This is a genomic window from Rhodococcus sp. PAMC28707, from assembly GCF_004795915.1.
GTDB lineage: Bacteria > Actinomycetota > Actinomycetes > Mycobacteriales > Mycobacteriaceae > Rhodococcoides.
Genome location: NZ_CP039253.1, coordinates 3,146,158 through 3,167,326, shown reverse-complemented (window position 1 = coordinate 3,167,326; position 21,169 = coordinate 3,146,158). Strand labels below are relative to the sequence as shown.

21 protein-coding genes are annotated in these 21,169 nt (G+C 62.8%); 5 read left to right on the top strand and 16 right to left on the bottom strand.

What is annotated here, in order from left to right; all coding sequences use genetic code 11:
* Nucleotides 1–204: 204 nt before the first annotated feature.
* Both ilvA and E5720_RS14550 read right to left on the bottom strand, forming a co-directional pair.
* Nucleotides 205–1,359 (bottom strand): threonine ammonia-lyase, encoded by a 1,155-nt coding sequence (gene ilvA, locus E5720_RS14555; protein ID WP_247596335.1) that lies wholly within the window; start codon nucleotides 1,357–1,359, stop codon nucleotides 205–207.
* A gap of 52 nt (nucleotides 1,360–1,411) precedes the next feature.
* Nucleotides 1,412–2,557 carry an FAD-dependent oxidoreductase gene (locus E5720_RS14550; RefSeq protein ID WP_136171233.1) on the bottom strand — a complete coding sequence of 382 codons (1,146 nt, stop codon included), beginning with the start codon at nucleotides 2,555–2,557 and terminating at the stop codon, nucleotides 1,412–1,414.
* 125 nt (nucleotides 2,558–2,682) lie between these two features.
* Here E5720_RS14550 and E5720_RS14545 point away from each other — a divergent pair, with 125 nt between their 5' ends.
* Genes E5720_RS14545 through E5720_RS14525 form a run of 5 tightly spaced genes read left to right on the top strand, consistent with a single transcriptional unit; the run spans nucleotide 2,683 to nucleotide 5,092 of the window.
* Entirely contained in the window at nucleotides 2,683–3,126 is a 444-nt protein-coding gene (locus tag E5720_RS14545; protein WP_084346097.1) for an Asp23/Gls24 family envelope stress response protein, read from the top strand.
* A complete protein-coding gene (locus E5720_RS14540) occupies nucleotides 3,123–3,425 on the top strand; it encodes a hypothetical protein (protein ID WP_136171232.1) in 303 nt (100 codons plus the stop codon). The genes E5720_RS14545 and E5720_RS14540 overlap by 4 nt, the downstream gene beginning before the upstream one ends.
* Complete coding sequence (locus tag E5720_RS14535) at nucleotides 3,422–3,607, top strand: DUF2273 domain-containing protein (RefSeq protein ID WP_136171231.1); 186 nt, start codon at nucleotides 3,422–3,424, stop codon at nucleotides 3,605–3,607. The genes E5720_RS14540 and E5720_RS14535 overlap by 4 nt, the downstream gene beginning before the upstream one ends.
* Nucleotides 3,600–4,535, top strand: coding sequence for a DUF6286 domain-containing Asp23/Gls24 family envelope stress response protein (locus tag E5720_RS14530; protein WP_247595972.1), 936 nt, complete (start codon nucleotides 3,600–3,602; stop codon nucleotides 4,533–4,535). The genes E5720_RS14535 and E5720_RS14530 overlap by 8 nt, the downstream gene beginning before the upstream one ends.
* Nucleotides 4,532–5,092 carry a hypothetical protein gene (locus tag E5720_RS14525; RefSeq protein ID WP_136171229.1) on the top strand — a complete coding sequence of 187 codons (561 nt, stop codon included), beginning with the start codon at nucleotides 4,532–4,534 and terminating at the stop codon, nucleotides 5,090–5,092. Before E5720_RS14530 ends, E5720_RS14525 begins: the two co-directional genes overlap by 4 nt.
* Before the next feature lie 143 nt (nucleotides 5,093–5,235).
* Here the strand turns inward: E5720_RS14525 and tuf are convergent, their stop codons facing one another.
* The 14 genes from tuf to E5720_RS14455 form a co-directional block, all read right to left on the bottom strand.
* Nucleotides 5,236–6,426: an elongation factor Tu gene (gene tuf / locus E5720_RS14520; RefSeq protein WP_136171228.1), complete on the bottom strand. Its 1,191-nt coding sequence runs from the start codon at nucleotides 6,424–6,426 to the stop codon at nucleotides 5,236–5,238.
* Nucleotides 6,427–6,547: 121 nt separating this feature from the next.
* On the bottom strand, nucleotides 6,548–8,650 hold the full coding sequence (gene fusA / locus E5720_RS14515; RefSeq protein ID WP_136171227.1) for an elongation factor G: 2,103 nt from the start codon (nucleotides 8,648–8,650) through the stop codon (nucleotides 6,548–6,550).
* Between the two features lie 132 nt (nucleotides 8,651–8,782).
* Complete coding sequence (gene rpsG / locus E5720_RS14510) at nucleotides 8,783–9,253, bottom strand: 30S ribosomal protein S7 (protein WP_072805598.1); 471 nt, start codon at nucleotides 9,251–9,253, stop codon at nucleotides 8,783–8,785.
* Entirely contained in the window at nucleotides 9,253–9,627 is a 375-nt protein-coding gene (gene rpsL, locus E5720_RS14505; RefSeq protein ID WP_072805599.1) for a 30S ribosomal protein S12, read from the bottom strand. Before rpsL ends, rpsG begins: the two co-directional genes overlap by 1 nt.
* Before the next feature lie 305 nt (nucleotides 9,628–9,932).
* Nucleotides 9,933–10,451 (bottom strand): DUF3558 domain-containing protein, encoded by a 519-nt coding sequence (locus E5720_RS14500; RefSeq protein ID WP_136171226.1) that lies wholly within the window; start codon nucleotides 10,449–10,451, stop codon nucleotides 9,933–9,935.
* Nucleotides 10,448–10,966 (bottom strand): DUF3558 domain-containing protein, encoded by a 519-nt coding sequence (locus tag E5720_RS14495; RefSeq protein ID WP_136171225.1) that lies wholly within the window; start codon nucleotides 10,964–10,966, stop codon nucleotides 10,448–10,450. The genes E5720_RS14500 and E5720_RS14495 overlap by 4 nt, the downstream gene beginning before the upstream one ends.
* A 33-nt stretch (nucleotides 10,967–10,999) precedes the next feature.
* A complete protein-coding gene (locus E5720_RS14490) occupies nucleotides 11,000–11,635 on the bottom strand; it encodes a TetR/AcrR family transcriptional regulator (RefSeq protein ID WP_136171224.1) in 636 nt (211 codons plus the stop codon).
* A 5-nt stretch (nucleotides 11,636–11,640) separates the two neighbouring features.
* Entirely contained in the window at nucleotides 11,641–12,405 is a 765-nt protein-coding gene (locus E5720_RS14485; RefSeq protein ID WP_136171223.1) for an enoyl-CoA hydratase family protein, read from the bottom strand.
* Nucleotides 12,405–13,565, bottom strand: coding sequence for an acyl-CoA dehydrogenase family protein (locus tag E5720_RS14480; protein WP_136171222.1), 1,161 nt, complete (start codon nucleotides 13,563–13,565; stop codon nucleotides 12,405–12,407). Before E5720_RS14480 ends, E5720_RS14485 begins: the two co-directional genes overlap by 1 nt.
* The gene (locus E5720_RS14475; protein ID WP_136171221.1) at nucleotides 13,562–15,607 is read right to left on the bottom strand and encodes a biotin carboxylase N-terminal domain-containing protein; all 2,046 of its coding nucleotides are present in this window, start codon (nucleotides 15,605–15,607) and stop codon (nucleotides 13,562–13,564) included. The genes E5720_RS14480 and E5720_RS14475 overlap by 4 nt, the downstream gene beginning before the upstream one ends.
* A gap of 5 nt (nucleotides 15,608–15,612) precedes the next feature.
* Nucleotides 15,613–17,211, bottom strand: coding sequence for a carboxyl transferase domain-containing protein (locus tag E5720_RS14470; RefSeq protein ID WP_136171220.1), 1,599 nt, complete (start codon nucleotides 17,209–17,211; stop codon nucleotides 15,613–15,615).
* The gene (locus tag E5720_RS14465; protein ID WP_136171219.1) at nucleotides 17,208–18,356 is read right to left on the bottom strand and encodes an acyl-CoA dehydrogenase family protein; all 1,149 of its coding nucleotides are present in this window, start codon (nucleotides 18,354–18,356) and stop codon (nucleotides 17,208–17,210) included. Before E5720_RS14465 ends, E5720_RS14470 begins: the two co-directional genes overlap by 4 nt.
* Nucleotides 18,353–20,047 carry an acyclic terpene utilization AtuA family protein gene (locus tag E5720_RS14460; protein ID WP_136171218.1) on the bottom strand — a complete coding sequence of 565 codons (1,695 nt, stop codon included), beginning with the start codon at nucleotides 20,045–20,047 and terminating at the stop codon, nucleotides 18,353–18,355. Before E5720_RS14460 ends, E5720_RS14465 begins: the two co-directional genes overlap by 4 nt.
* Nucleotides 20,044–20,841 carry a TIGR03084 family metal-binding protein gene (locus E5720_RS14455; protein WP_136171217.1) on the bottom strand — a complete coding sequence of 266 codons (798 nt, stop codon included), beginning with the start codon at nucleotides 20,839–20,841 and terminating at the stop codon, nucleotides 20,044–20,046. The genes E5720_RS14460 and E5720_RS14455 overlap by 4 nt, the downstream gene beginning before the upstream one ends.
* Between the last annotated feature and the right edge of the window lie 328 nt (nucleotides 20,842–21,169).

Genomic DNA, 21,169 nt, shown 5'->3' with positions numbered 1-21,169 from the left:
TGAACACGTACTTCTCGTTACTGCAGACACTGAGGTCTCGAATACTGCAGACTCTCGTGGCGTCGAAAATTAATCGGGCACGTTCGCCGCAACCTGAGGGCACGCTCGGATCGTACGGGCAGTCACCGACAAGTATCCGGGGAACACGTACCGCTCCGCAGATTTGGCCACGAACTCTTACGCTGTAGGTGCGCGATCGCGCACCTACAGCGTTCCGACCCCGAATGCCGATGCGTCGAGAGCGTCGAGAATCTCCTGACGGTGAATCGGGCCTCGGGTTTCGACGGTGAGCAGGACTTCGACCTCCTCCAGGCCGAGCTGGCCTCCGGTCCTCGAGTGCACGACGTCGACGACGCTCGCACCAAGATTTTTGACGACCTCGAGCAGAGACAACAGCCCGCCCGGTCGATCCGAAATCGTGACGCGGACAGCCAAGTATCGGCCTGCAGCGCGCAGCCCGTGGGTGATGACATGGGTCAGCAACAGCGGATCGATGTTGCCGCCGGACAGGATCGCGCAGACAGGACCCCGAAGTTCGAGGTCGTCGCGGCTCATCAGGGCGGCCACGGCGGCTGCACCTGCAGGCTCGACGATGAGTTTGGCCCGCTCGATGCAGAGCAGCAAGGCACGCGATAGTGCGTCCTCGCTGACGGTGACGACGTCGTCGACCCAACCGGCCACGTGAGCGAACGGAACTGCCCCCGGTAACCCCACCGCGATGCCGTCGGCCATTGTCGACATCGATGCCGCTGCGATCGGATGGCCCGCTCTCAACGAGGCCGGCCACGCAGCCGCGCCCTCGGCCTGGATGCCGATGATCCGCACATCGGGTTTGTGAAAATGAAATGCGGCGGCGACGCCGGCCAGCAGACCGCCGCCGCCGGTCGGAACGAGGACGGTGCCGACCTCCGGCATCTGCCCGAGCAGTTCGGTTCCGAGTGTCGCCTGCCCGGCAACGATGTCGGGATGATCGAACGGATGTATCAGGACGGCACCGGTCCGCTCCGCGAACTCGCGGGCGTGGGTCAGTGCCTCGTCGACGGTATCGCCGACGAGGTTCACCGTGGCTCCGTAGGCCTTGGTGGCGACGAGCTTCGGTAGCGAGGCGCCGGTCGGCATGAACACCGTCGAGGCGATGTTCAATTCGGTTGCAGCCCAGGCGACTCCCTGCGCATGATTACCTGCGCTCGCAGCGACGACTCCGTTGGCGCGCTCGGATGCGGTGAGCCGGGAGATCCGGTTGTAGGCCCCTCGCGGCTTGAAGGAGCCGGTGCGTTGCAAATTCTCGCACTTGAGACGCACCTCGTGACCGGTCAGGTCGGAGAGTATCCGCGACGCCACGACAGGCGTCCGCCGCATGACAGGCTCGAGAACGTCCTCCGCGTCGGAGATGTCCCCAGCCGTGAGAAGTTCACTCAAGAGGCAGCCCGATCTTCGCACGCATCTTCATCACTCCCCCAGCTTTCCCGGCACCGACAACAGCGGTAAGAATTCCGTCACGGAAGTAGTAGGCCAAGAATTTTCTGCCGTCATCGTCGACAATCTTGACAGAATCATCGGCAGAAGGCGTTCCGAGAGCCTGAATCTTCAGATCGTATTGGTCGCTCCAGAAGTACGGCACCTGCGGACGCGCCGGGGCCGCCTCGTGACCGAGGATCGCGGGCACCATGACCCGAACCTGATCGCCGACGTTGCTCCAATGCTCGACCCGCTTCTTCGCTTCACCGACGGTCCACGCAGCGACATCGCCGACCGTCCACACATGCGGATCGCTCGTGCGGCCGACGGCGTCCGCGGAGATACCGTCGGCGATCTCGATTCCCGAGCTCGCCAGGAAGCCTGTGACGGGTGTCGATCCCACACCGATCACTACGGTGTCGACCTCGATCTCGGTGTCATCGGTGAGCACGGCATGGGTTACTCGATCGGATCCGCGGAGGGTCTTGATGCCGATGCCGGTCCTGAGGTCGACGCCCTCCTCCCGGTGCAATCGAGCGACGAGCTCGCCCACCTCGGCGCCGAGCACCGAACCGAGCGGTGTTTGTTGCGGTTCGACGATCACGACGTCGGCCCCCGCATGCCGGAATCCTGCCGCGAGTTCACATCCGATGAAACCTGCACCGACGACAAGAGCACGGCTGCTGGATTCGACGTCTTTGCGTAGCGCCGCGGCGTCGTCTCGCGACCGCAGCACGTGCACGCCCGCCAGGTCCGGTAGCGAAGCAATCCGTCGAGGGTGCAAGCCCGTCGCAAGCACGAGTTCGTCGTAGGCCAGCGTCGATCCGTCTGCCAATTCCACAGTCTGCGCGGCGGTATCCACGGCTACTGCAGCCGAGCCCAGGCGTAGTTCGATGTTGTGTTCGAGGAAGTATTCGGCGGGTTCGAAGGTGGTGTCCTCACGTTCGCCGCGAATGACCTCCTTCGACAGTGGAGGTCTGTCGTACGGCAAATGGTTCTCGTCACCGACGAGCACGATGTCGCCGCCGTACTCGAGTTTGCGTAGTTCCTGGGCGGTCCGCAGACCCGCCAACCCTGCTCCAACGATCACAATTGCCATGACTGATCTTTACCAGACGGCGAGTATTTCGGCGCCGGCCGGCCGCTTCGGCTGTCGCAGACAACCTGCGTATCCGGTTGTACTTTGTGTAGCCGCGCCGGGGCAGCATCACTACGATCAGAGGTATGACCACAGACCCCAGGTTCGCTGCAGCGGGTTCGGCAGCACTGACCACCACGCAGGGGCGAACGATCATCGCCGATGCCGTCGTCGCAAAGATCGCCGGCATCGCGACCCGCGAGATCGACGGCGTCTACGACGTCGGTGGCGGCACAGCCAGAGCGGTCGGAGCTCTCCGCGATCGGATACCGGGTGCCCGGGTCAACCACAGCCAGGGAGTGGCCGTGGAGGTGGGCGAGAAGCAAGCCGCGATCGACATCGGCATCGTCGCCGAATACGGCGTAGCGCTGCACGAACTGGCCGCAGGTATTCGCCGCAACATCATCACCGCCGTCGAACGGATGACGGGCCTCGAGGTCACCGAGGTCAACGTCACCGTCTACGACGTCATGCTCTTCGACGACACCGAAACCGGACCTGATCCGGACCTCCGACCGCGTGTGCAGTGAGCGCGCCACAGGAGATCGAACTCGCTGACACCATCGCGTCGATCACGCTGAGTGTTGCGGGTGTCAGCGCACTGCATCCGGGCGAGTTCGGTGAGATCGCGACATACCTGCCCGGTCGTAGGATCGTCGGAATCCGCAACGACGCCGAAGTCTGCGAGATCCACATCAGCGTCGAATACCCCAGCGACGTGCACGAGGTTGCACGCGGAGTGCGTGATGCCGTCGGGCCACACGTGTCGGTACCGATCGTGGTCACCGTCGAAGACGTCGCAATACAACCGACAGGGAGTCATCGATGACGTACACACTCGCGGGGTTGCTCACGGGCTTGCTGCTGGCGCTTGCTGGAATCATCGGCGGGTTCAGTGGATTCGTACTCGCACTGTTCCTCGGGGCCGTAGGGGTCGCGATCGGTGCTCACTTCGATGGCCGCCTCGACCTCACTACGTTGCTGCGTAGCCGCGGTCGCGGCCGTGGTTGATACAGACCGCGCCGCAACGGCCGACACTGGCGGGCGAGGAACCCTCGTCATCAAGGAGCGTGCTATCGAACGCGTGGCCGTCGCAGCGGCCCTGACAGTGCCTGCCGTCGTCCGTAGCGTCGGTGGAATATCACGCTTGACCGGCCGGGACCTGCCGCGCGCCGATGCATCGGTCGGCGAGTACTCGGTCTCGATCAACCTCTACGTGAGCCTGACGTGGCCGTGCCGAATCGCCGACGTCTCCGAGGCCGTCTACACCGAGGTCGCCCGCGCCCTCGACAATATCGTGGGCCTGCCCTTGTATCGGCTCAATGTCATGGTTGCCGCAACATCCGCCGGAGAACCTGTGGAACACCCGGTTTCGGACGACACGGCCGTTGCGGCACCGAGACCGCGCCCACCGACGGCAAGTCCGGGCGCACTCCCCGTCGCCGTTGCGCTCGCCTTCGGCATGCTGGCACTGGCCTTCGTCGCAGGTCGCGAATTCTTGATCGTGCACGACACGATCGGCGGGGCTCCCTGGATCCGCAACGCGGTCGACTGGATTTCCGAATTACATTGGGCGCCATGGATGATCACCGCATCGGGGGCAGCGATGATTGCCGGACTGTCACTTCTCGTCATCGGAGCCAAGCCCCGCACGCAGACACACACCGGGGTTACCTCGCCGACATCGCCTTCGCCGATGGTATGGATGCGACCGACCGACGTCGCACGCATGTGCAGCGATCACGCAGGGGAGGTACCCGGAGTCGAATCCGCTTGCACGACGGTCACGAAGAAGCGCATCACCGTCGAGGTACACCGAACCGAAGCAGGCGAAGACGAAGCTCTCACCGAAGCCGTCCGTGATGCTGTAGCACCGACGCTGTCGGTACTGGCCGACGCCAGAGACACCCGAATCCGACTCCACCAGGCACGCAGATGAAGCGCGCAACTGCAGTCGTCGACCGTCTGCTCGTCGTTCTACTCGGCGTCGCGCTGCTCGGGGCCGGCGCATTCGCGCTCGCCTGGTACTTCGACCTTCCGCTCGCGGTGCGCACTCTGTCTCGATTCGATCGGGCCACGATCGCGGAACTACCGGCGCAAGACTGGTGGGAAGCAGCACTCGCCGCGACTGCCATCGTCAGCGCCATCGGTGCAATTGCACTGATTATCGGCAACCTGTCGCCGCGGCGCACCGGGACGATGCAGATCTACGCCGAGGAAGCCCTCGCGGTCCGAGTCGACCTCGGCGCCCTGGCACGCGGGATCGCCACTGATCTCTCGACGTTCCCCGAAGTCGAATCCTCCAGGGGCCGAGCTATCGACGACCGAGGTACCGCGACGCTAGCGGTCACCGTGTCGGCATCCCCTGCCATCGACATCGACGCCTTCACACGGGCCGCCGAGAAGAAGGCGGAGTTCGTTGCCGAGTCCGTCGAAGGCGGAGCAGTCGCTCTTCGAATCCAGATGCATGTGAACGCTGCGGTGCCGTCCAAGTAGCTCGATGTGCACGAGTGATTCCTTGTAGCTATCTGATCGTATGAGTGGACCATTCAAGCGGGATGTCAGCGGGTACGAGAACACAAAAAAAGAGGCGTCCACCTCCTTACGGAGATGGACGCCTCTTTTCGAGTGAAGCTAGATCACTTGATGATCTTCGTGACGCGACCGGCGCCGACGGTACGACCGCCCTCGCGGATAGCGAAACGCAGGCCCTCGTCCATGGCGACCGGCTGGATCAGCACGACAGTCATCTCGGTGTTGTCACCGGGCATAACCATCTCGGTGCCCTCGGGAAGGGTCACGACGCCCGTTACGTCCGTGGTACGGAAGTAGAACTGCGGGCGGTAGTTGTTGAAGAACGGCGTGTGACGGCCGCCCTCGTCCTTGGACAGGATGTAAGCGTTGCCCTCGAACTCCGTGTGGGGAGTCGTGGTGCCCGGCTTGATGACAACCTGTCCACGCTCGACATCTTCACGCTTGATGCCACGAACGAGCAGTCCGACGTTGTCGCCGGCCTGGCCCGAGTCGAGCAGCTTACGGAACATCTCGATACCGGTGACCGTGGTCTTGGTCGAGCCGGGGCGGATGCCGACGATCTCGACCTCTTCGTTGACGTTGACCGAGCCGCGCTCGATACGTCCGGTCACAACCGTGCCACGGCCGGTGATGGTGAAAACGTCCTCGACTGGCATGAGGAACGGCTTATCCGTCTCGCGGACCGGGTCCGGGACGGAATCGTCGACGGCCTGCATGAGCTCGAGAACGCTCTCGGCCCACTTGGGGTCACCCTCGAGTGCCTTGAGTGCGGACACCTTGATAACCGGTGCATCCTCGTCGAAGTCCTGCGCAGCGAGAAGCTCGCGGACCTCCATCTCGACGAGCTCGATGATCTCTTCGTCGTCGACCATGTCGGACTTGTTCAGTGCGACGAGGATGTACGGAACGCCGACCTGCTTGGCGAGGAGCACATGCTCACGCGTCTGCGGCATCGGGCCGTCGGTTGCCGCTACCACCAGGATTGCGCCGTCCATCTGCGCAGCACCGGTGATCATGTTCTTGATGTAGTCGGCGTGGCCGGGCGCGTCTACGTGTGCGTAGTGGCGCTTTTCGGTCTGGTACTCGACGTGGGAGATGTTGATCGTGATACCACGAGCCTTCTCCTCCGGAGCCTTGTCGATCTCATCGAAGGCCGAGGCCTCGTTGAGGTCCGGGTACTTGTCGTGCAGAACCTTGGTGATTGCTGCCGTCAGCGTCGTTTTGCCGTGGTCAACGTGACCGATGGTTCCGATGTTGACGTGCGGCTTCGTCCGCTCGAACTTCGCCTTCGCCACTATGTCCTCCTGGACTGATTGGTGCTTGCGTTAATGCAGCAGTGCGGTTGTCTCGTACAGCTCTTGTGAACTGCAGGGGTCGTGCGGTGGAACAGATACAGCGTGCCCAGCTGGAAAGAAATTATTCTCCCATTGCCTTCGCGATGATTTCCTTCGCGACGTTCACAGGAACTTCAGCGTAGGAATCGAACACCATGGAGTAGTTAGCGCGGCCCTGAGTCTTCGACCGAAGGTCTCCGATGTAGCCGAACATCTCCGACAGCGGAACCTGTGCCTTGACGATACGGGCACCGCTGCGTTCCTCCATGGCCTGAATCTGACCACGGCGGGAGTTCAAGTCGCCGATGACCTCACCCATGTAATCCTCGGGCGTGATGACCTCTACGGCCATGACGGGCTCGAGAATGACGGGGCCGGCCTTGCGAGCGGCTTCCTTGAACGCTTGTGAGCCGGCGACCTTGAAGGCCATTTCCGACGAGTCGACGTCGTGGTACGCACCGTCGAGGAGCGTGAGCTTGACGTTGACCAGGGGGTACCCGGCAAGAACGCCGTACTGCATGGCGTCCTGCGCTCCGGCGTCGACCGAACCGATGTACTCCTTCGGCACACGCCCACCACTGACCTTGTTCTCGAACTCGTACGTCGCGCCGTCTTCGCCTTCGAAAGGCTCGAGCTTGATGACGACCTTCGCGAACTGGCCGGAGCCACCGGTCTGCTTCTTGTGGGTGTAATCGTGCTTCTCGACCGTCTTGCGGATGGTCTCGCGGTACGCGACCTGGGGCTTACCCACATTGGCCTCGACCTTGAATTCGCGCTTCATGCGGTCGACGAGGATATCGAGATGCAGCTCGCCCATTCCGCCGATAACGGTCTGACCGGTGTCCTCGTCCAGCTTGACGGAGAAGGTCGGATCCTCTTCGGCGAGCTTCTGGATAGCCATTCCCAGACGTTCCTGGTCGGACTTGGTCTTGGGCTCGATCGAGACCTGGATGACCGGATCCGGGAAGCTCATGGATTCGAGAATGATCTGGTTCTGCGGATCGCAGAGGGTGTCACCCGTCGTCGTATCTTTCAGACCGATCACGGCGTAGATGTGACCGACGCTGGCAGAAGGCACCGGGTTTTCCTTGTTGGAGTGCATCTGGAAGATCTTGCCCAGACGCTCCTTCTTGCCCTTGGTCGAGTTGACGACCTGAGCTCCGGATTCGACGTGACCGGAGTAAACCCGGATGTAGGTCAGCTTGCCGAAGAACGGGTGCGTCGCAATCTTGAATGCGAGAGCCGCGAACGGCTCGTCGGCTGCAGGCTTGCGAGTGAGCAACTTTTCTTCGTCGCCGACTGCCTGGCCGGTGATGGACTCGACGTCCAGCGGTGACGGCAGGTAGTCGATGACCGCGTCGAGCATGGGCTGAACGCCCTTGTTCTTAAACGCGGATCCACACAGAATCGGATACAGCTCGCTGTTGACCGTCATCTTGCGGATGGCGCCCTTGATCTCTTCGACTGTCAGCTCTTCGCCGCCGAAGTGCTTCTCCAGAAGCGCCTCGTCGGACTCGGCTACGGTCTCGAGCAGCAACGTGCGGTACTCGTCTGCGCGCTCTTTGAGGTCAGCGGGGATCTCGCGAACCTCGTACTCCTCGCCGAGCTTGGTCTCGCCACTCCAGACCAGTGCCCGCATTTCTACGAGGTCGACGACGCCTTCGAACTCACTCTCTGAACCGATCGGCAGCTGGATGACCAAAGGCGTGGCACCGAGCCGATCCTTGATGGTCTGCACGGTGTAGTAGAAATCTGCACCGAGCTTGTCCATCTTGTTGACGAAGCAGATACGCGGAACGTCGTACTTGTCTGCCTGACGCCACACCTGCTCCGACTGAGGCTCGACGCCCTCTTTGCCGTCGAAAACGGCTACGGCGCCATCCAACACGCGGAGTGAACGCTCGACCTCGACCGTGAAGTCGACGTGGCCGGGCGTATCGATGATGTTGATCTGGTTTTTGTTCCAGAAGCACGTGACAGCAGCGGACGTGATCGTGATGCCACGCTCCTGCTCCTGCTCCATCCAGTCTGTCGTCGACGCACCGTCGTGCGTCTCACCGATCTTGTAGTTCACCCCGGTGTAGAACAGGATGCGCTCGGTGGTAGTGGTTTTACCGGCATCGATGTGGGCCATGATGCCGATGTTGCGGACCTTGTTAAGGTCGGTCAGCACTTCCTGTGCCACGGAATTCATCCCGTCTTATAAGTCGAAGAGGTGGGGCTGGTCCAGCGCTGCATTTCTCGCACGGGGCCAGGTACTAGGTAAAGCGCCGGTGAAGTGCGCGGACTGTGAAGCTCCGCGCCCTCCCGACAAGCATCACCAGCGGTAATGCGCGAACGCCTTGTTGGCTTCTGCCATCTTGTGCGTGTCCTCGCGACGCTTCACAGCGGCACCGAGGCCGTTGCTGGCGTCGAGCAACTCGTTGGCAAGACGCTCGACCATTGTCTTCTCACGACGAGCACGCGAGAAGGTGACCAGCCAGCGCAAAGCCAACGTGGTGGAACGGCCGGGGCGAACCTCGACGGGCACCTGGTAGGTGGCGCCACCGACGCGACGGCTGCGAACCTCAAGGGCCGGCTTGACGTTGTCGAGTGCACGCTTGAGCGTGACGACGGGGTCGGTGCCAGTCTTCTCGCGCGCCTGCTCGAGTGCCTGGTAGACGATGCGCTCAGCGGTCGACTTCTTGCCGTCGATGAGGATCTTGTTGACGAGCTGCGTGACCAACGGGGAGCCGTAAACCGGGTCGTTGATCAGCGGCCGCTTGGGTGCTGGGCCCTTGCGTGGCATTAGCTCTTCTCCTTCTTGGCGCCGTAGCGGCTACGAGCCTGCTTGCGGTTCTTGACGCCCTGGGTATCGAGCGAGCCGCGGATGATCTTGTAGCGCACACCCGGGAGGTCCTTCACACGACCACCGCGAACGAGCACCATGGAGTGCTCCTGCAGGTTGTGGCCTTCACCGGGGATGTAGGCAGTGACCTCGACCGCACTGGTCAAGCGCACGCGCGCGACCTTACGGAGAGCGGAGTTCGGCTTCTTCGGAGTGGTGGTGTACACGCGAGTGCACACGCCACGACGCTGTGGGCTTCCCTTGAGGGCAGCGGTCTTGAGCTTCCGCACCTTATCGGTGCGACCCTTACGGACCAGCTGGTTGATAGTTGGCATGAACCGGCTTTCTTCGTGTTACGAGTCTCATCTTGATCGAGACTCAGGGATCTAGCAGTTGGAGCAAGAGAACACTGCTCCTCACCCTTACTACCTCCGCGGGTCTCTTGCACCCCGCGGTCGGGTGTGTCGCATACCCCCACACGGCAGCCGTATCGCTTGCTCGAATCCGAACATGAGCACGGCTGTACCTCGCATAGGCACACAGACGGCCCGGGCATGCCGGACACGACGCTTTACGATACCCGGCGGCGTTGCCTCGGGTCAAAACGACCCCCGCTGTGCTACCGGCTGGGCTTGGACATCTACTGACTCAGGTCGAGAGTCAGTTCCATCAACTCGGCCGCCGCCGCACAAGGGTCCGGATGGCCCGACCCTGGCAGGTACTGGACCCACCACCCCACGATGCCTGCGTCGGGCCCGCCTGCGCTGACACCGCACGAGTCGGGATCATTGGGCGGCTGACTGCGAATTGCGTTGCGTCCCTTCACCGAAATGTCGGTAACGCTGTACATCATCTTCTCGTTGGTTTCACGTTCGGTGGCCAACGATCCGTTCTCGAACCAGTTGGACGTGACCTTCACGATGCCATTGGGGCCACTGACGTCCCAGCGGCAGATTGCTCCGAAGAATCCACGCGCGATGGCGTCGCCGCCAACGGTTGCCGCGATCTGGTCGTCGAGTACCCAATCGCATTCGGTCAACAGGTTGGGCAGGTCTCCACCTCCCGAACCGTCGAAACCTGCCGCCCGCGGAGTCCCCTGCACGGTTGTGCCGCAGCCTGCGAGAAGGAGAGCCGCTGCCAGAATCGACGCTTTTTTCACTGGGCCCTCTCCACGGTCAAGGTCGCGAGTTGTTCGGCGACACCGCACGGATCCGCCGACGGTCGCAGGTCCCCGTACGAGACGGACCAATGTATGAAGTCCTTGCCGAATTGCACGCCGACTTCGCACAGATAGCCGCCCGCGTCGGCGGAGAATCCAGGGTGTCCGTCGATCTCGATGCCCTCGGCCGGCCTGCCGATCAGTTCCGATCCGGAGCGCTCACGGTCGATGGGGCTGCCCCGATACCAGGAGAAGCTGACCGACGGCCCGGAGAAACCGGCGACCTCCCACTCGCATCCCACCGAGTTGCGAGTGATCATCGTGAATGCCGTTACCGCGAACGCTCCCCGCACTTCCTCGTCCGCGACAGAACCGCACTGGCCGAAGAACGGTCCAGGGTCAGCGGCGGAGGCTTCGGCCGAATCCTGGCTCGACGGCGCAGCGTCGTCACCGGTTCCGCAGCCGCCCAGCAGCATGCCGCACACCGCCAGGCCAATGGCCACTCTCCCCCGCATGCCCAGGACTCTACTGAATGTCCGTCGGAAGAATTAACCCTTGTGCAGGGCGGTAACGGCGTCGTCCTGACGAATCCGAAGGGACGCGTCGAGCACGCCTGACCAGGCCCGAACGATCTCCGCTCGTCTTCGCGAGTCGTCGCTGAGCACATCTGCCAACCCCAACCCCCGGGCCAGGTCCAGCGTCGCCTGTACCAACCGGTGGGTCTGCGGATCGCGATCATCGGCACCGAGATGAGCGACGGCAGTGCGATGTGCGACGCGACCGAACTTGTCCTCCAGTGGCAAGACCCTGGCGCGCATCTCCGGATCCGCCGCGGCCGCGGTCCACACCTGCAGCGCTGCTTTGAACAGTGGCCCGGTGTAGTAGTTCACTAGCCGATCCACCACCGCCTCGGTTCTGGCCGGACCGACGGGCAGTGCCACCGCTTCGCGTCCGGCGTGCTCCATGCGGGTATCGAACATGTACTCGAGGGCAGCAGTGATCAGGTCTTCGCGCGTCGGGAAGTGATGCTGCGTAGCACCGCGTGACACCCCTGCTCGTTCTGCCACGACGCTCACCGTCGTGGCGCCCCAGCCCTGCTCGGCGAGAGAGTCGATGGTTGCCTCGAGCAGCCGCAACCGCGTGGCCCTACTACGGTCCTGTTTGGGTTCACGCGGCGACGCCATCTTCCCTACTTCTCCCCTGTGTTCGGTATCGCCCAACTCGGTGGACGCTTCTGTAGAAAGGACATCATCCCTTCTCGCGCCTCCTCCGATTCGAACAGCCTCGCCGAATGTGCGGCGAGCTCCTCGCCGCGGCGATCGAATTCGGCAAGCATCGAGGAGGTGGTCAACCATTTCGACTCCGCCAACCCTTGCGGTGACGCCTGAGAAATCGATGCCACCAGTTCCTCGATCATCGACTCCGGATCCGAGCCGGCTGCACTGATCAACCCGATGGCCTCGGCTTCGGGGGCCCCGAACTTCTCACCGGTCAGAAAGTATCGGCTCGCCGCTCGCGAACCGAGTCGAGGAAGGACAGTGAGCGAGATGACGGACGGCGCTAGCCCGAGCCGCGCCTCGGTCAGCGCAAACGTACTGCCAGGCCCGGCCACGACGATGTCACAGGCACCGACGAGTCCCATTCCTCCCGCGCGCACATGGCCGTCGATCTTCCCGATGACCGGCTTGGGTGTCTCGAGGATCAAACGTAGTAGTCCGAGCATCTGGGCAGTTCTACCCTCGACCGAACCGCCCGCCTCGGACATGTCGGCTCCGGCACAGAAAGTATTGCCCGTGTGCGCGAGTACGACTGCACGGATACCGGTGTCCTTGCCGGCATCGACAAGTCCGGCGGTGAGTTCGTCCACCAGAACGGTGGACAACGCGTTTCGATTATGTGGCGTGTCCAGCGTCAGCGTGGTGACTGCATCTTCGGTGTGAACCTGTACTGCCATCAGTACGACCTCGGCAAGCCCAGCGAATGTTGGGATACGAAGTTCAGAATCATCTCCCGGCTGACCGGCGCCACGCGACCGATGCGGGCCTGACCGAGCATCGAAGCCAGTCCGTACTCCTCGGTCAGGCCCGCGCCACCATGGGTCTGAATGGCCTGATCGAGCGCCTTGATGCTCGCCTCTGCTGCAGCGTATTTGGCCATGTTCGCGGCCTCCGCAGCGCCGAAGTCATCACCACTGTCATACAGAACTGCGGCCTTCTGCATCATCAGCTTGGCCAGTTCGAGCTCTATCTTGACCTGAGCGAGAGGATGCGCAATGCCCTGGTGTGCTCCGATCGGCGTCTTCCACACGGTGCGTTCGTTTGCATATTTGACCGCTTTGTCGATCGCGTAGCGGCCCATGCCGACCGCCATCGCCGCACCGAGGATGCGTTCGGGATTGAGCCCGGCGAACAGTTGCATGAGCGCGGCATCGGCTTCACCGACGAGGGCATCGGCCGGCAACCGGACATCATCGAGGAACAACGTGAACTGATGATCCGGCTCGATGATGTCCATTTGCATCCGAGTTTTCTGGAAGCCCTCGGTGTCCGTCGGCACAACGAACAAAGCCGGCTTCAGCTTGCCGCTCTTACTGTCTTCGGTTCTCGCGACAATGAGCACGGCGTCGGCCTGATCGACCCCGGAGATGTAGATCTTGCTGCCGTTGACGATCCAGTCGTCGCCATCTCTTCTGGCCGTGGTCGTGATCTGATGCGAGTTCGAACCGGCGTCGGGCTCGGTGATCCCGAAGGCCATGATTTTCGACCCGTCGGCAAGCGCGGTCAACCATGTCTGCTTCTGGTCCTCGGTGCCGTACTTACCGATGATGGTGCCGCAGATCGCTGGGCTCACCACCACCAGGAGCAGACCTGCACCATGGGCAGAGAGTTCTTCCTGCACGAGCGCGAGTTCGTAGATGCCTGCTCCGCCACCGCCGTACTCCTCGGGAAGATTCACCCCCAGGAATCCGAGCTTGCCTGCTTCGTTCCACAATTCGGTCAGCGGTTCACCGCGCCGCGCTTTGGGGAGCACGTAGTCGATGTAGTTGAAGCGCTTGCCGAGAGAAGAGACTGCCGTACGCAGCGCCTTCTGTTCCTCGGTTTCGATGAAGCTCATGTGTTCTCCCCTTCGTTCACTACTTCTTCGGTGACTACTGCTTCGGTGACTACTGCTTCGGTGACTTCGGCTTCGGTGACCACGGCGAGTAAAGCGCCGACTTCTACCTGCTGTCCCACTTCGACATTCAGCTCGGTGAGTACACCCGCTGCTGGAGCGGTAACCGTGTGTTCCATCTTCATCGCTTCGAGCCACAGAATCGGCTGACCGGCCGTCACCGTGTCACCTGCGGCCGCGCCGACGCGAACGACGTTGCCCGGCATCGGAGCAAGCAATGATCCCGCCGCCACTTCCTCGCTCGGGTCGGTGAAGCGCGGCGCCCTGACCAACCGAACGGGCCCGAGGGAAGAGTCGACGAAGATATCGTCGCCGTATCGTGCAACGTCGAAGAACCGACGAATACCGTTCTCGTCGAGCACTACTTGCGTAGGCGAAGTGGACACCAACCCGACGCCGTCCAGGCTTGTCGCGAGCCCGTACCGGCCGAGCGTGTATTCGACGGAAATATCACCGGACTCGACCTCACCCAACGACGCGTCGGTTCGATAGAATTTCCGCTGCGGCTGGGAGGGCAGGTTGCGCCACCCGCTCGGCAGCCCCTGTCCGACACGTGCCGTACTGCGATTGGCGGCGGCATCGGCAAGCGCAGCAGCAAGTGCCGACAGCTGCACTGCGTGGGTGCCTCCTACCGGACGAGCGAGTGTATCGAGGCCATGGGTGTCGAAAAACGCCGTGTCGGTGTCTCCCGCCACGAAAGCCGGATGACGCAGGACATTGACCAGGAGGTCACGGTTGGTCTTCAATCCGTGAATCTGCGCATTCTGCAACGCTTTCGCCAGCAGCTTCGAGGCCTGCTCACGGGTGGGTGCATAGGAGATGACCTTGGCCAGCATCGGATCGTAATGAACGCCGACGACAGTGCCACTCTCGATACCCGAATCGACCCTGATACCTGCCTTCTCGAGGACAGTGAAGTGTGCACCAGGAATCTCGAACCGGTGAACCGGGCCACTCTGTGGTTGCCAACCCTGCGACGGGTCCTCCGCATAGAGCCGAACTTCGATCGAATGACCCGCGGCGACAGGCTGATCTGCGGGCAACGAACCGCCTCCGGCAACATGGATCTGCAACGCAACCAGATCCAATCCCGTCGTACATTCGGTAACCGGGTGCTCCACCTGCAGGCGGGTGTTCATCTCGAGGAAGAAGAAGTTCCCACTTTCGTCCGCCAGGAATTCGACGGTTCCGGCTCCCTCGTACCGAATGGCCTCGGTGGCCAACCGGGCCGCGTCGAAGAGTCGCTTGCGCATACCCGGAACCCGCTCGACGAGGGGCGACGGCGCCTCCTCTACGACCTTCTGGTGCCGCCGCTGCAGCGAGCACTCTCGCTCGCCGACGGTCCACACGTTGCCCTGACGGTCGGCCATGACCTGTACCTCGATATGGCGACCGGTTTCGATGTATCGCTCACAGAACACCGTCGAGTCACCGAATGCCGACAGCGCTTCCCGCTGTGCCGCTTCGATTTCTGCAGGCAGCGCGGCGAGTTCACGCACGATCCGCATGCCTCGTCCACCCCCACCCGCAGATGCCTTGACGAGAACCGGAAGCTCGTCCTCGCCTATCGTCGCGGGATCGAGCTGCGTCAGCACCGGTACCCCGGCGTCGGCCATCATCTTCTTGGACTCGACTTTGCTGCCCATCAGTTCGATGGCCTCGGCAGGCGGTCCTATCCAGATCAAACCGGCGTCCTGCACCTGCCGCGCGAATTCCGCATTCTCCGAGAGGAATCCGTAACCGGGGTGGATTGCGTCGGCACCAGCCTGCACTGCAGCAGCGATGACGAGTTCGCCGCGCAGGTACGTCTCGGCCGAGGAATTTCCCGGCAGACGTACCGCGGTGTCGGCTTCCCGCGCGTGCGGCGAATCTGCGTCGGCGTCGGAGAAGACGGCGACCGTGTCGATGCCCTCGCTGCGGCAGGTGGCGAAGACGCGTCGTGCAATTTCGCCGCGGTTGGCGACCAGGATCGAGTTGACAGTCATGTGCGTCACATCCGGAAGACACCGAAGTTTGCGGTGCCTTCGATAGGGGCAGAGGCGATGGCCGAGAGGCACATTCCCACTACCGTACGGGTGTCACGGGGGTCGATCACTCCGTCGTCGTACAGGCGTCCGGAGAGGAACAGCGGCAGCGACTCCGCGTCGATCTGCTTCTCGATCATCGCGCGCATGCCGGCGTCTGCTGCTTCGTCGAACACCTGGCCGCGCCCTTCGGCAGCAGCGCGTCCGACGATGGAGATGACACCCGCGAGTTGGGCACCACCCATGACCGCGGACTTGCTCGACGGCCAGGCGAACAGAAAGCGTGGGTCGAAGGCTCGCCCACACATGCCGTAGTGGCCCGCGCCGTAGGACGCGCCCAGCAGGATGGAGATGTGCGGGACGGTGGAATTGGAGACGGCGTTGATCATCATCGAACCATGCTTGATCATGCCGCCTTCCTCGTACTCCTTGCCGACCATATAACCGGTGGTGTTGTGCAGGAAGAGAAGTGCCGTGTTCGAACGATTGGCGAGTTGAATGAACTGCGTCGCCTTCTGCGATTCCTCGCTGAACAGGACGCCTCGTGCGTTGGCGAGAATGCCGATCGGGTAGCCGTGTAGTTCGGCCCAGCCGGTGACGAGTGAAGATCCGTACATCGGCTTGAACTCGTCGAAGTCGGAGCCGTCGACGATGCGAGCGATGACCTCGCGCGGGTCGAACGGAATTTTCAGGTCCGTGGGAACTATGCCGAGGAGTTCCTCGGGATCCACCAGGGGCTCGATGACGTCTGTGCGCGGCTCAGGACCCTTCTTCTTCCAATTCAAACGCTCGACGATACTGCGACCGATGCGGATGGCATCCTGCTCGTCGACGGCGAAATAATCTGCGAGACCGGACTTTCGGGCGTGCATTTCGGCACCCCCGAGTGACTCGTCGTCGGAGTCCTCGCCGGTAGCCATCTTGACCAGGGGCGGTCCGGCCAGGAATACCTTGGACTGTTCCTTGATCATGACCACGTGGTCAGAGAGGCCGGGAATGTACGCACCACCCGCGGTGGAGTTACCGAAAACGAGGGCGATGGTGGGGATTCCCGCAGCGGACAGTTGTGTGAGATCACGGAACATGCGACCGCCAGGTATGAAGACTTCCTTCTGCGTCGGCAGATCGGCACCGCCGGACTCGACGAGCGAGATGACCGGCAGACGGTTCTGGGTGGCGATGTCGTTCGCGCGGAATCCCTTCTTCAGTGTCCAGGGATTGCTGGCGCCGCCGCGGACCGTCGGGTCGTTTGCCACGATCAGGCATTCGACGCCGCAGACGACGCCGATGCCTACCACGGTGCTGGCGCCGACCGGAAAATCACTGCCCCAGGCTGCAAGTGGGCAAAGTTCGAGGAAAGCAGAGTCCTCGTCGACGAGCAGCTCGATGCGTTCGCGGGCAAGGAGTTTGCCCCGCTTGCGATGACGCTCGATGTACTTCTCGCCTCCGCCGAGCAGCGCCTTGGTGTGCTCGGCATCGATCTCGGCGAGTTTGGTGTTCATCGCCTCGGTTGCCTCGACATACTGCGCGGACGCAGTGTCGAGAGTGGATTTCAACACGCTCATGCCTGATACCCCAATCGTTTTGCTGCGAGTCCGGTCAGAATTTCGGTCGTGCCGCCGCCGATGCCGAGGATGCGCATGTCGCGGTATTGCCGCTCAACTTCGCTTTCGCACATGTAGCCCAGGCCGCCGAACAGCTGAACCGCCTGGTTGGCCACCCATTCACCGGACTCGACGGCAGTGTTCTTCGCGAAACACACCTCGGCGATGAAGTCGTTGTTCTCCTGCATCGAACGCTCGACGATGCTGCGGGTATACACGCGGGCGATGTCGATCTTGCGGGCCATCTCGGTGACGGTGTTCTGCACGGATTGCCTTGCGATAAGGGGCTTTCCGAATGTCTCGCGGTCTCGAACCCACTGCAAGGTCAGGTCCAGGCATCGTTGTGCGCTGGAGTAGGCCTGTGCAGCCAACGCGACACGCTCGGTCAAGAAGGCCTGCGCGATCTGGGCGAATCCACTGTTCTCCGCTCCGACGAGGTTGCTGACCGGGACTCGGGCGTCGACGAAGGAGAGCTCGGCGGTATCCGACGCCCGCCAACCCATCTTGTCGAGCTTGCCGGTCACCTCGAACCCTGGTGTGCCCTTCTCGACGACGAGCAGCGAGACTCCACCGGCACCGTCGCCGCCGGTGCGGACCGCGGTGACGACGAAGTCTGCTCGACATCCCGACGTGATGTAGGTCTTGGAGCCGTTGACGACGTAGTGGTCGCCGTCCTTCACTGCCCTGGTACGTAGGTGCCCGACATCGGAGCCGCCACCGGGCTCGGTGATGGCGAGCGAACCGATCTTCTCGCCGGCGAGGGTCGGGCGTACCCACTTGTCGATCTGGTCGGGATCACCGGCTGCGACAATGTGCGGCAGTGCGATTCCGTTGGTGAACAGCGAGGCGAAGAGCCCACCCGACGCGCCTGCTTGATGCATCTCCTCGCAGATGACGATGGCGTCGGCGAGATCCCCGCCCTCACCGCCGACCGATTCTTCGAACCCCGCTCCGAGCAGTCCGAGAGCCGCGGCTTTCTTGTGCAGGTCGCGGGGTATTTCGCCGTCGCGCTCCCAGTCGTTCATGTGTGGTGCGATGTCGTGTTCGACGAAGCTACGCACGGTCTTTCGGAGTTGTTCGCGCTCCGGAGTGTTCCATATTGTCATGAGAGTGCCCCTGTGAAGACGAGAGTTTCGGGGATGTCGATGTGCCGCGAACGCAGCCATTCACCGAGCCCCTTGGCCTGTGGATCGAAACGAGCCTGCGACGCGACGCCCTCTCCGAGGATTCCTTCGATGACGAAGTTGACGGCCCGAAGTTTCGGAAGAAGGTGTCTGGTGACGACGAGATCCGCGGTCTCCGGCAGCATGAGTGCGATCTGCTCGACCGTCAGAGCGTGTGCCAGCCAAGCAAATTCGTCGTCCGTGCGAACCCAGACGCCGACGTTCGCATTCCCACCCTTGTCTCCGCTGCGTGCGGCGGCAATGGTGCCGAGTGGAACGCGAATGGTCGGTTCCGGCTCTCGCGCCGGTGGTAGTTCCGGTTCGGTCAGCGGTTCGAGTTCGAGCGTTTCGGTCGCGGGTTCGATCTCCCGTTGCGTCCCGTCCGGCAGTACGACCACGTGGGGCACTTCGCCGATCGGCACATAACCGGCGGTGAACACCCCGTACGGCGCTCCGTTCCCGGGAGGCGCCGTCACCGAAAGCCCCGGATAGCTGGCCAGTGCCAGTTCGACCGCCACCGAGGAGAACTGCCGCCCGACAACATTCGGATCGCTGTCGCGAACGACGCACCGGAGCAAGGCACTCGCGGTTTCCTCTGTCTCGGCGTCGGTCTTGTCGGTACGCACGAGCGTCCAGTCGAGTTCGGTCGGCCGCGACGGAAGCCACGACTCGAACTGCTGCTGCGCCAGTGCGGCTTTGGCCTCGATGTCGAGGCCGGTCAGGATCAGGGTGAACTCGTTGCGGAATCCGCCGAGTGCGTTGAGAGAAACCTTGGCAGTGGGCGGGGGCGCTTCACCCTTCACACCGCTGACCAGCACGCGGTCCGCTCCCGCCTGCGACACCGACGCGGTGTCGATTCGAGCGGTGACATCGGGGTTCGCGTAGCGGCCACCGGTGATCTCGTACAGCAGTTGAGCTGTGACGGTACCGACGCTCACCGCACCCGACGTGCCTTCATGTTTGGTGATGACGCTCGATCCGTCCGCCTCGATCTCGGCAATCGGGAATCCTGGCCGCGACATATCGGCGATCTCGGTGAAGAACGAGTAGTTGCCACCCGTAGCCTGCGTACCACATTCGATGATGTGCCCGGCAACCACCGCTCCGGCGAGGGCGTCGTAATCGGTTCTGCTCCAACCGAAATGGGCAGCTGCTGGTCCGACGATGACGGAAGCGTCGGTGACGCGCCCGGTGACGACGACGTCGGCGCCTGCGTTCAGGGCCTCGACGATGCCCCAGGCCCCGAGGTACGCGTTGGCGGTGAGCGGACTACCGAGGCCGAGTTCGTGGGCTCGCGGCAGCAAGTCGTCGCCGTGCACATAGGCGATTTCGGCACCGGTGCCGAGCTTGTCGAGTGCCTCGACCAGTCCGCTCGGATTGAGGCCACCAGCATTCGAGACGATTTTGACGCCCTTGTCGAGCGCGAGCCCCAGGCAGTCCTCGGCCTGGCGGAGGAAAGTCTTTGCGTAGCCTCGAGACTGATCCTTCGCCCGGTCACGGCCCAAGATGAGCATCGTCAGCTCCGCGAGGTAATCGCCGGTGAGATAGTCGAGTTCGCCGCCCTCGAGCATCTCGCGCATCGCCGAGAGTCGGTCGCCGTAGAAGCCGGAACAATTTCCGATTCTGACTGTCATCTTTTGGGTCGTCCTGGTCCTGGAGGGCCTGCGAAGGCTTGAGCGATGGTCAGCCAGTGCTGAGCGTCGGGTCCGACGGCCTCGATATCGAGATTCTCGGGGTGCGCCCGCTGCGTCACCAGCAGACAGAAATCCACCGCCGAGCCGGTGACGCGTTGAGCAGCGCCACCGGGGCCCCAGGTCCAAAGCTCACCCAAGGGGGAGGTCAGCTCGACTCGGAACGGCTCGGACGGCGGAGTCTGTTGGTTGATCACATAGGCAAAATCACGGGTACGGACGCCGATATGCGCAACAGCTTCGATCCGCTCCGTCGGCTCGCGGGTGACTCCGAGTGCATCGGCGACATCCTGACCATGGGCCCATGTCTCCATGAGGCGAGCGGTAGCCATCGAAGCAGCGCTCATGGGTGGTCCGAACCACGCAATCTTGACCCCGGGAGGGACCCGTTTCAGCGCGTCGGTCATGGCATGCCGACGGGTGCGCCAGACAGCGAGGAGATCAGCACTTGCAGCTTCCTCCTCAGCGGCGCTGTCGACGAAACCAGCGGGATCGGACCAAGCAGCCTTCAAAACGCCGTCGAACTCTGCGGCAGCGTTCGCGTCCCCCGATGCCCCCGAGGTGGTGCGTTCGGCAACATTGTCGGTCCAGGACAGATGCGCGATCTGATGCGCGACGGTCCAGCCCGGCGCAGGTGTGAGCGTCGCCCACTGGTCTTCGGTCAGTCCAGCCACGAGAGTGTCGAGCGCATCACCCTCGGCGCGGAGGTCATCGACGATCGAGTCGAGGTCGGCCATGGAGGAAGTTTCACATCTGATCGATAAAAAAGCAAGCACGCTTGCTTTTTAATGGCTCGGCCGACTTCCCGGCGGCTGGAATGCCCGTCGTCGGGCGAGCACTCTCCCACGACCGGCCCGGACTACGCGGCACGCCGGTAGTGAACGTCGAGGCCGGCCGGAGGAGGAGAGGGGGCTGGCGACACGCGGAGTCCGGGCTGATCGGACGCCTGGGCTGCCACGCGCTGCGAGAGGCCTGACGCAGAGCACGAGTGGGCTGACCCGCGGGCCAAAGGGTGCGAGTGCAGCACAGAGGACTGACCACTTGACCAGAGGGCGGTCACACGCC

Bases quoted from the DNA above. Each gene is read 5' to 3' on its own strand.
- ilvA (WP_247596335.1), bottom strand. From the start codon at position 1,359: ATGCGGCGGACGCCTGTCGTGGCGTCGCGGATACTCTCCGACCTGACC.
- E5720_RS14470 (WP_136171220.1), bottom strand. From the start codon at position 17,211: ATGAGCGTGTTGAAATCCACTCTCGACACTGCGTCCGCGCAGTATGTC.
- E5720_RS14475 (WP_136171221.1), bottom strand. From the start codon at position 15,607: ATGACTGTCAACTCGATCCTGGTCGCCAACCGCGGCGAAATTGCACGA.
- E5720_RS14545 (WP_084346097.1), top strand. From the start codon at position 2,683: ATGACCACAGACCCCAGGTTCGCTGCAGCGGGTTCGGCAGCACTGACC.
- E5720_RS14495 (WP_136171225.1), bottom strand. From the start codon at position 10,966: ATGCGGGGGAGAGTGGCCATTGGCCTGGCGGTGTGCGGCATGCTGCTG.
- E5720_RS14460 (WP_136171218.1), bottom strand. From the start codon at position 20,047: ATGACAGTCAGAATCGGAAATTGTTCCGGCTTCTACGGCGACCGACTC.
- rpsG (WP_072805598.1), bottom strand. From the start codon at position 9,253: ATGCCACGCAAGGGCCCAGCACCCAAGCGGCCGCTGATCAACGACCCG.
- E5720_RS14535 (WP_136171231.1), top strand. From the start codon at position 3,422: ATGACGTACACACTCGCGGGGTTGCTCACGGGCTTGCTGCTGGCGCTT.
- E5720_RS14525 (WP_136171229.1), top strand. From the start codon at position 4,532: ATGAAGCGCGCAACTGCAGTCGTCGACCGTCTGCTCGTCGTTCTACTC.
- E5720_RS14485 (WP_136171223.1), bottom strand. From the start codon at position 12,405: ATGGCAGTACAGGTTCACACCGAAGATGCAGTCACCACGCTGACGCTG.
- rpsL (WP_072805599.1), bottom strand. From the start codon at position 9,627: ATGCCAACTATCAACCAGCTGGTCCGTAAGGGTCGCACCGATAAGGTG.
- E5720_RS14480 (WP_136171222.1), bottom strand. From the start codon at position 13,565: ATGAGCTTCATCGAAACCGAGGAACAGAAGGCGCTGCGTACGGCAGTC.
- E5720_RS14550 (WP_136171233.1), bottom strand. From the start codon at position 2,557: ATGGCAATTGTGATCGTTGGAGCAGGGTTGGCGGGTCTGCGGACCGCC.
- E5720_RS14465 (WP_136171219.1), bottom strand. From the start codon at position 18,356: ATGACAATATGGAACACTCCGGAGCGCGAACAACTCCGAAAGACCGTG.
- E5720_RS14490 (WP_136171224.1), bottom strand. From the start codon at position 11,635: ATGGCGTCGCCGCGTGAACCCAAACAGGACCGTAGTAGGGCCACGCGG.
- E5720_RS14455 (WP_136171217.1), bottom strand. From the start codon at position 20,841: ATGGCCGACCTCGACTCGATCGTCGATGACCTCCGCGCCGAGGGTGAT.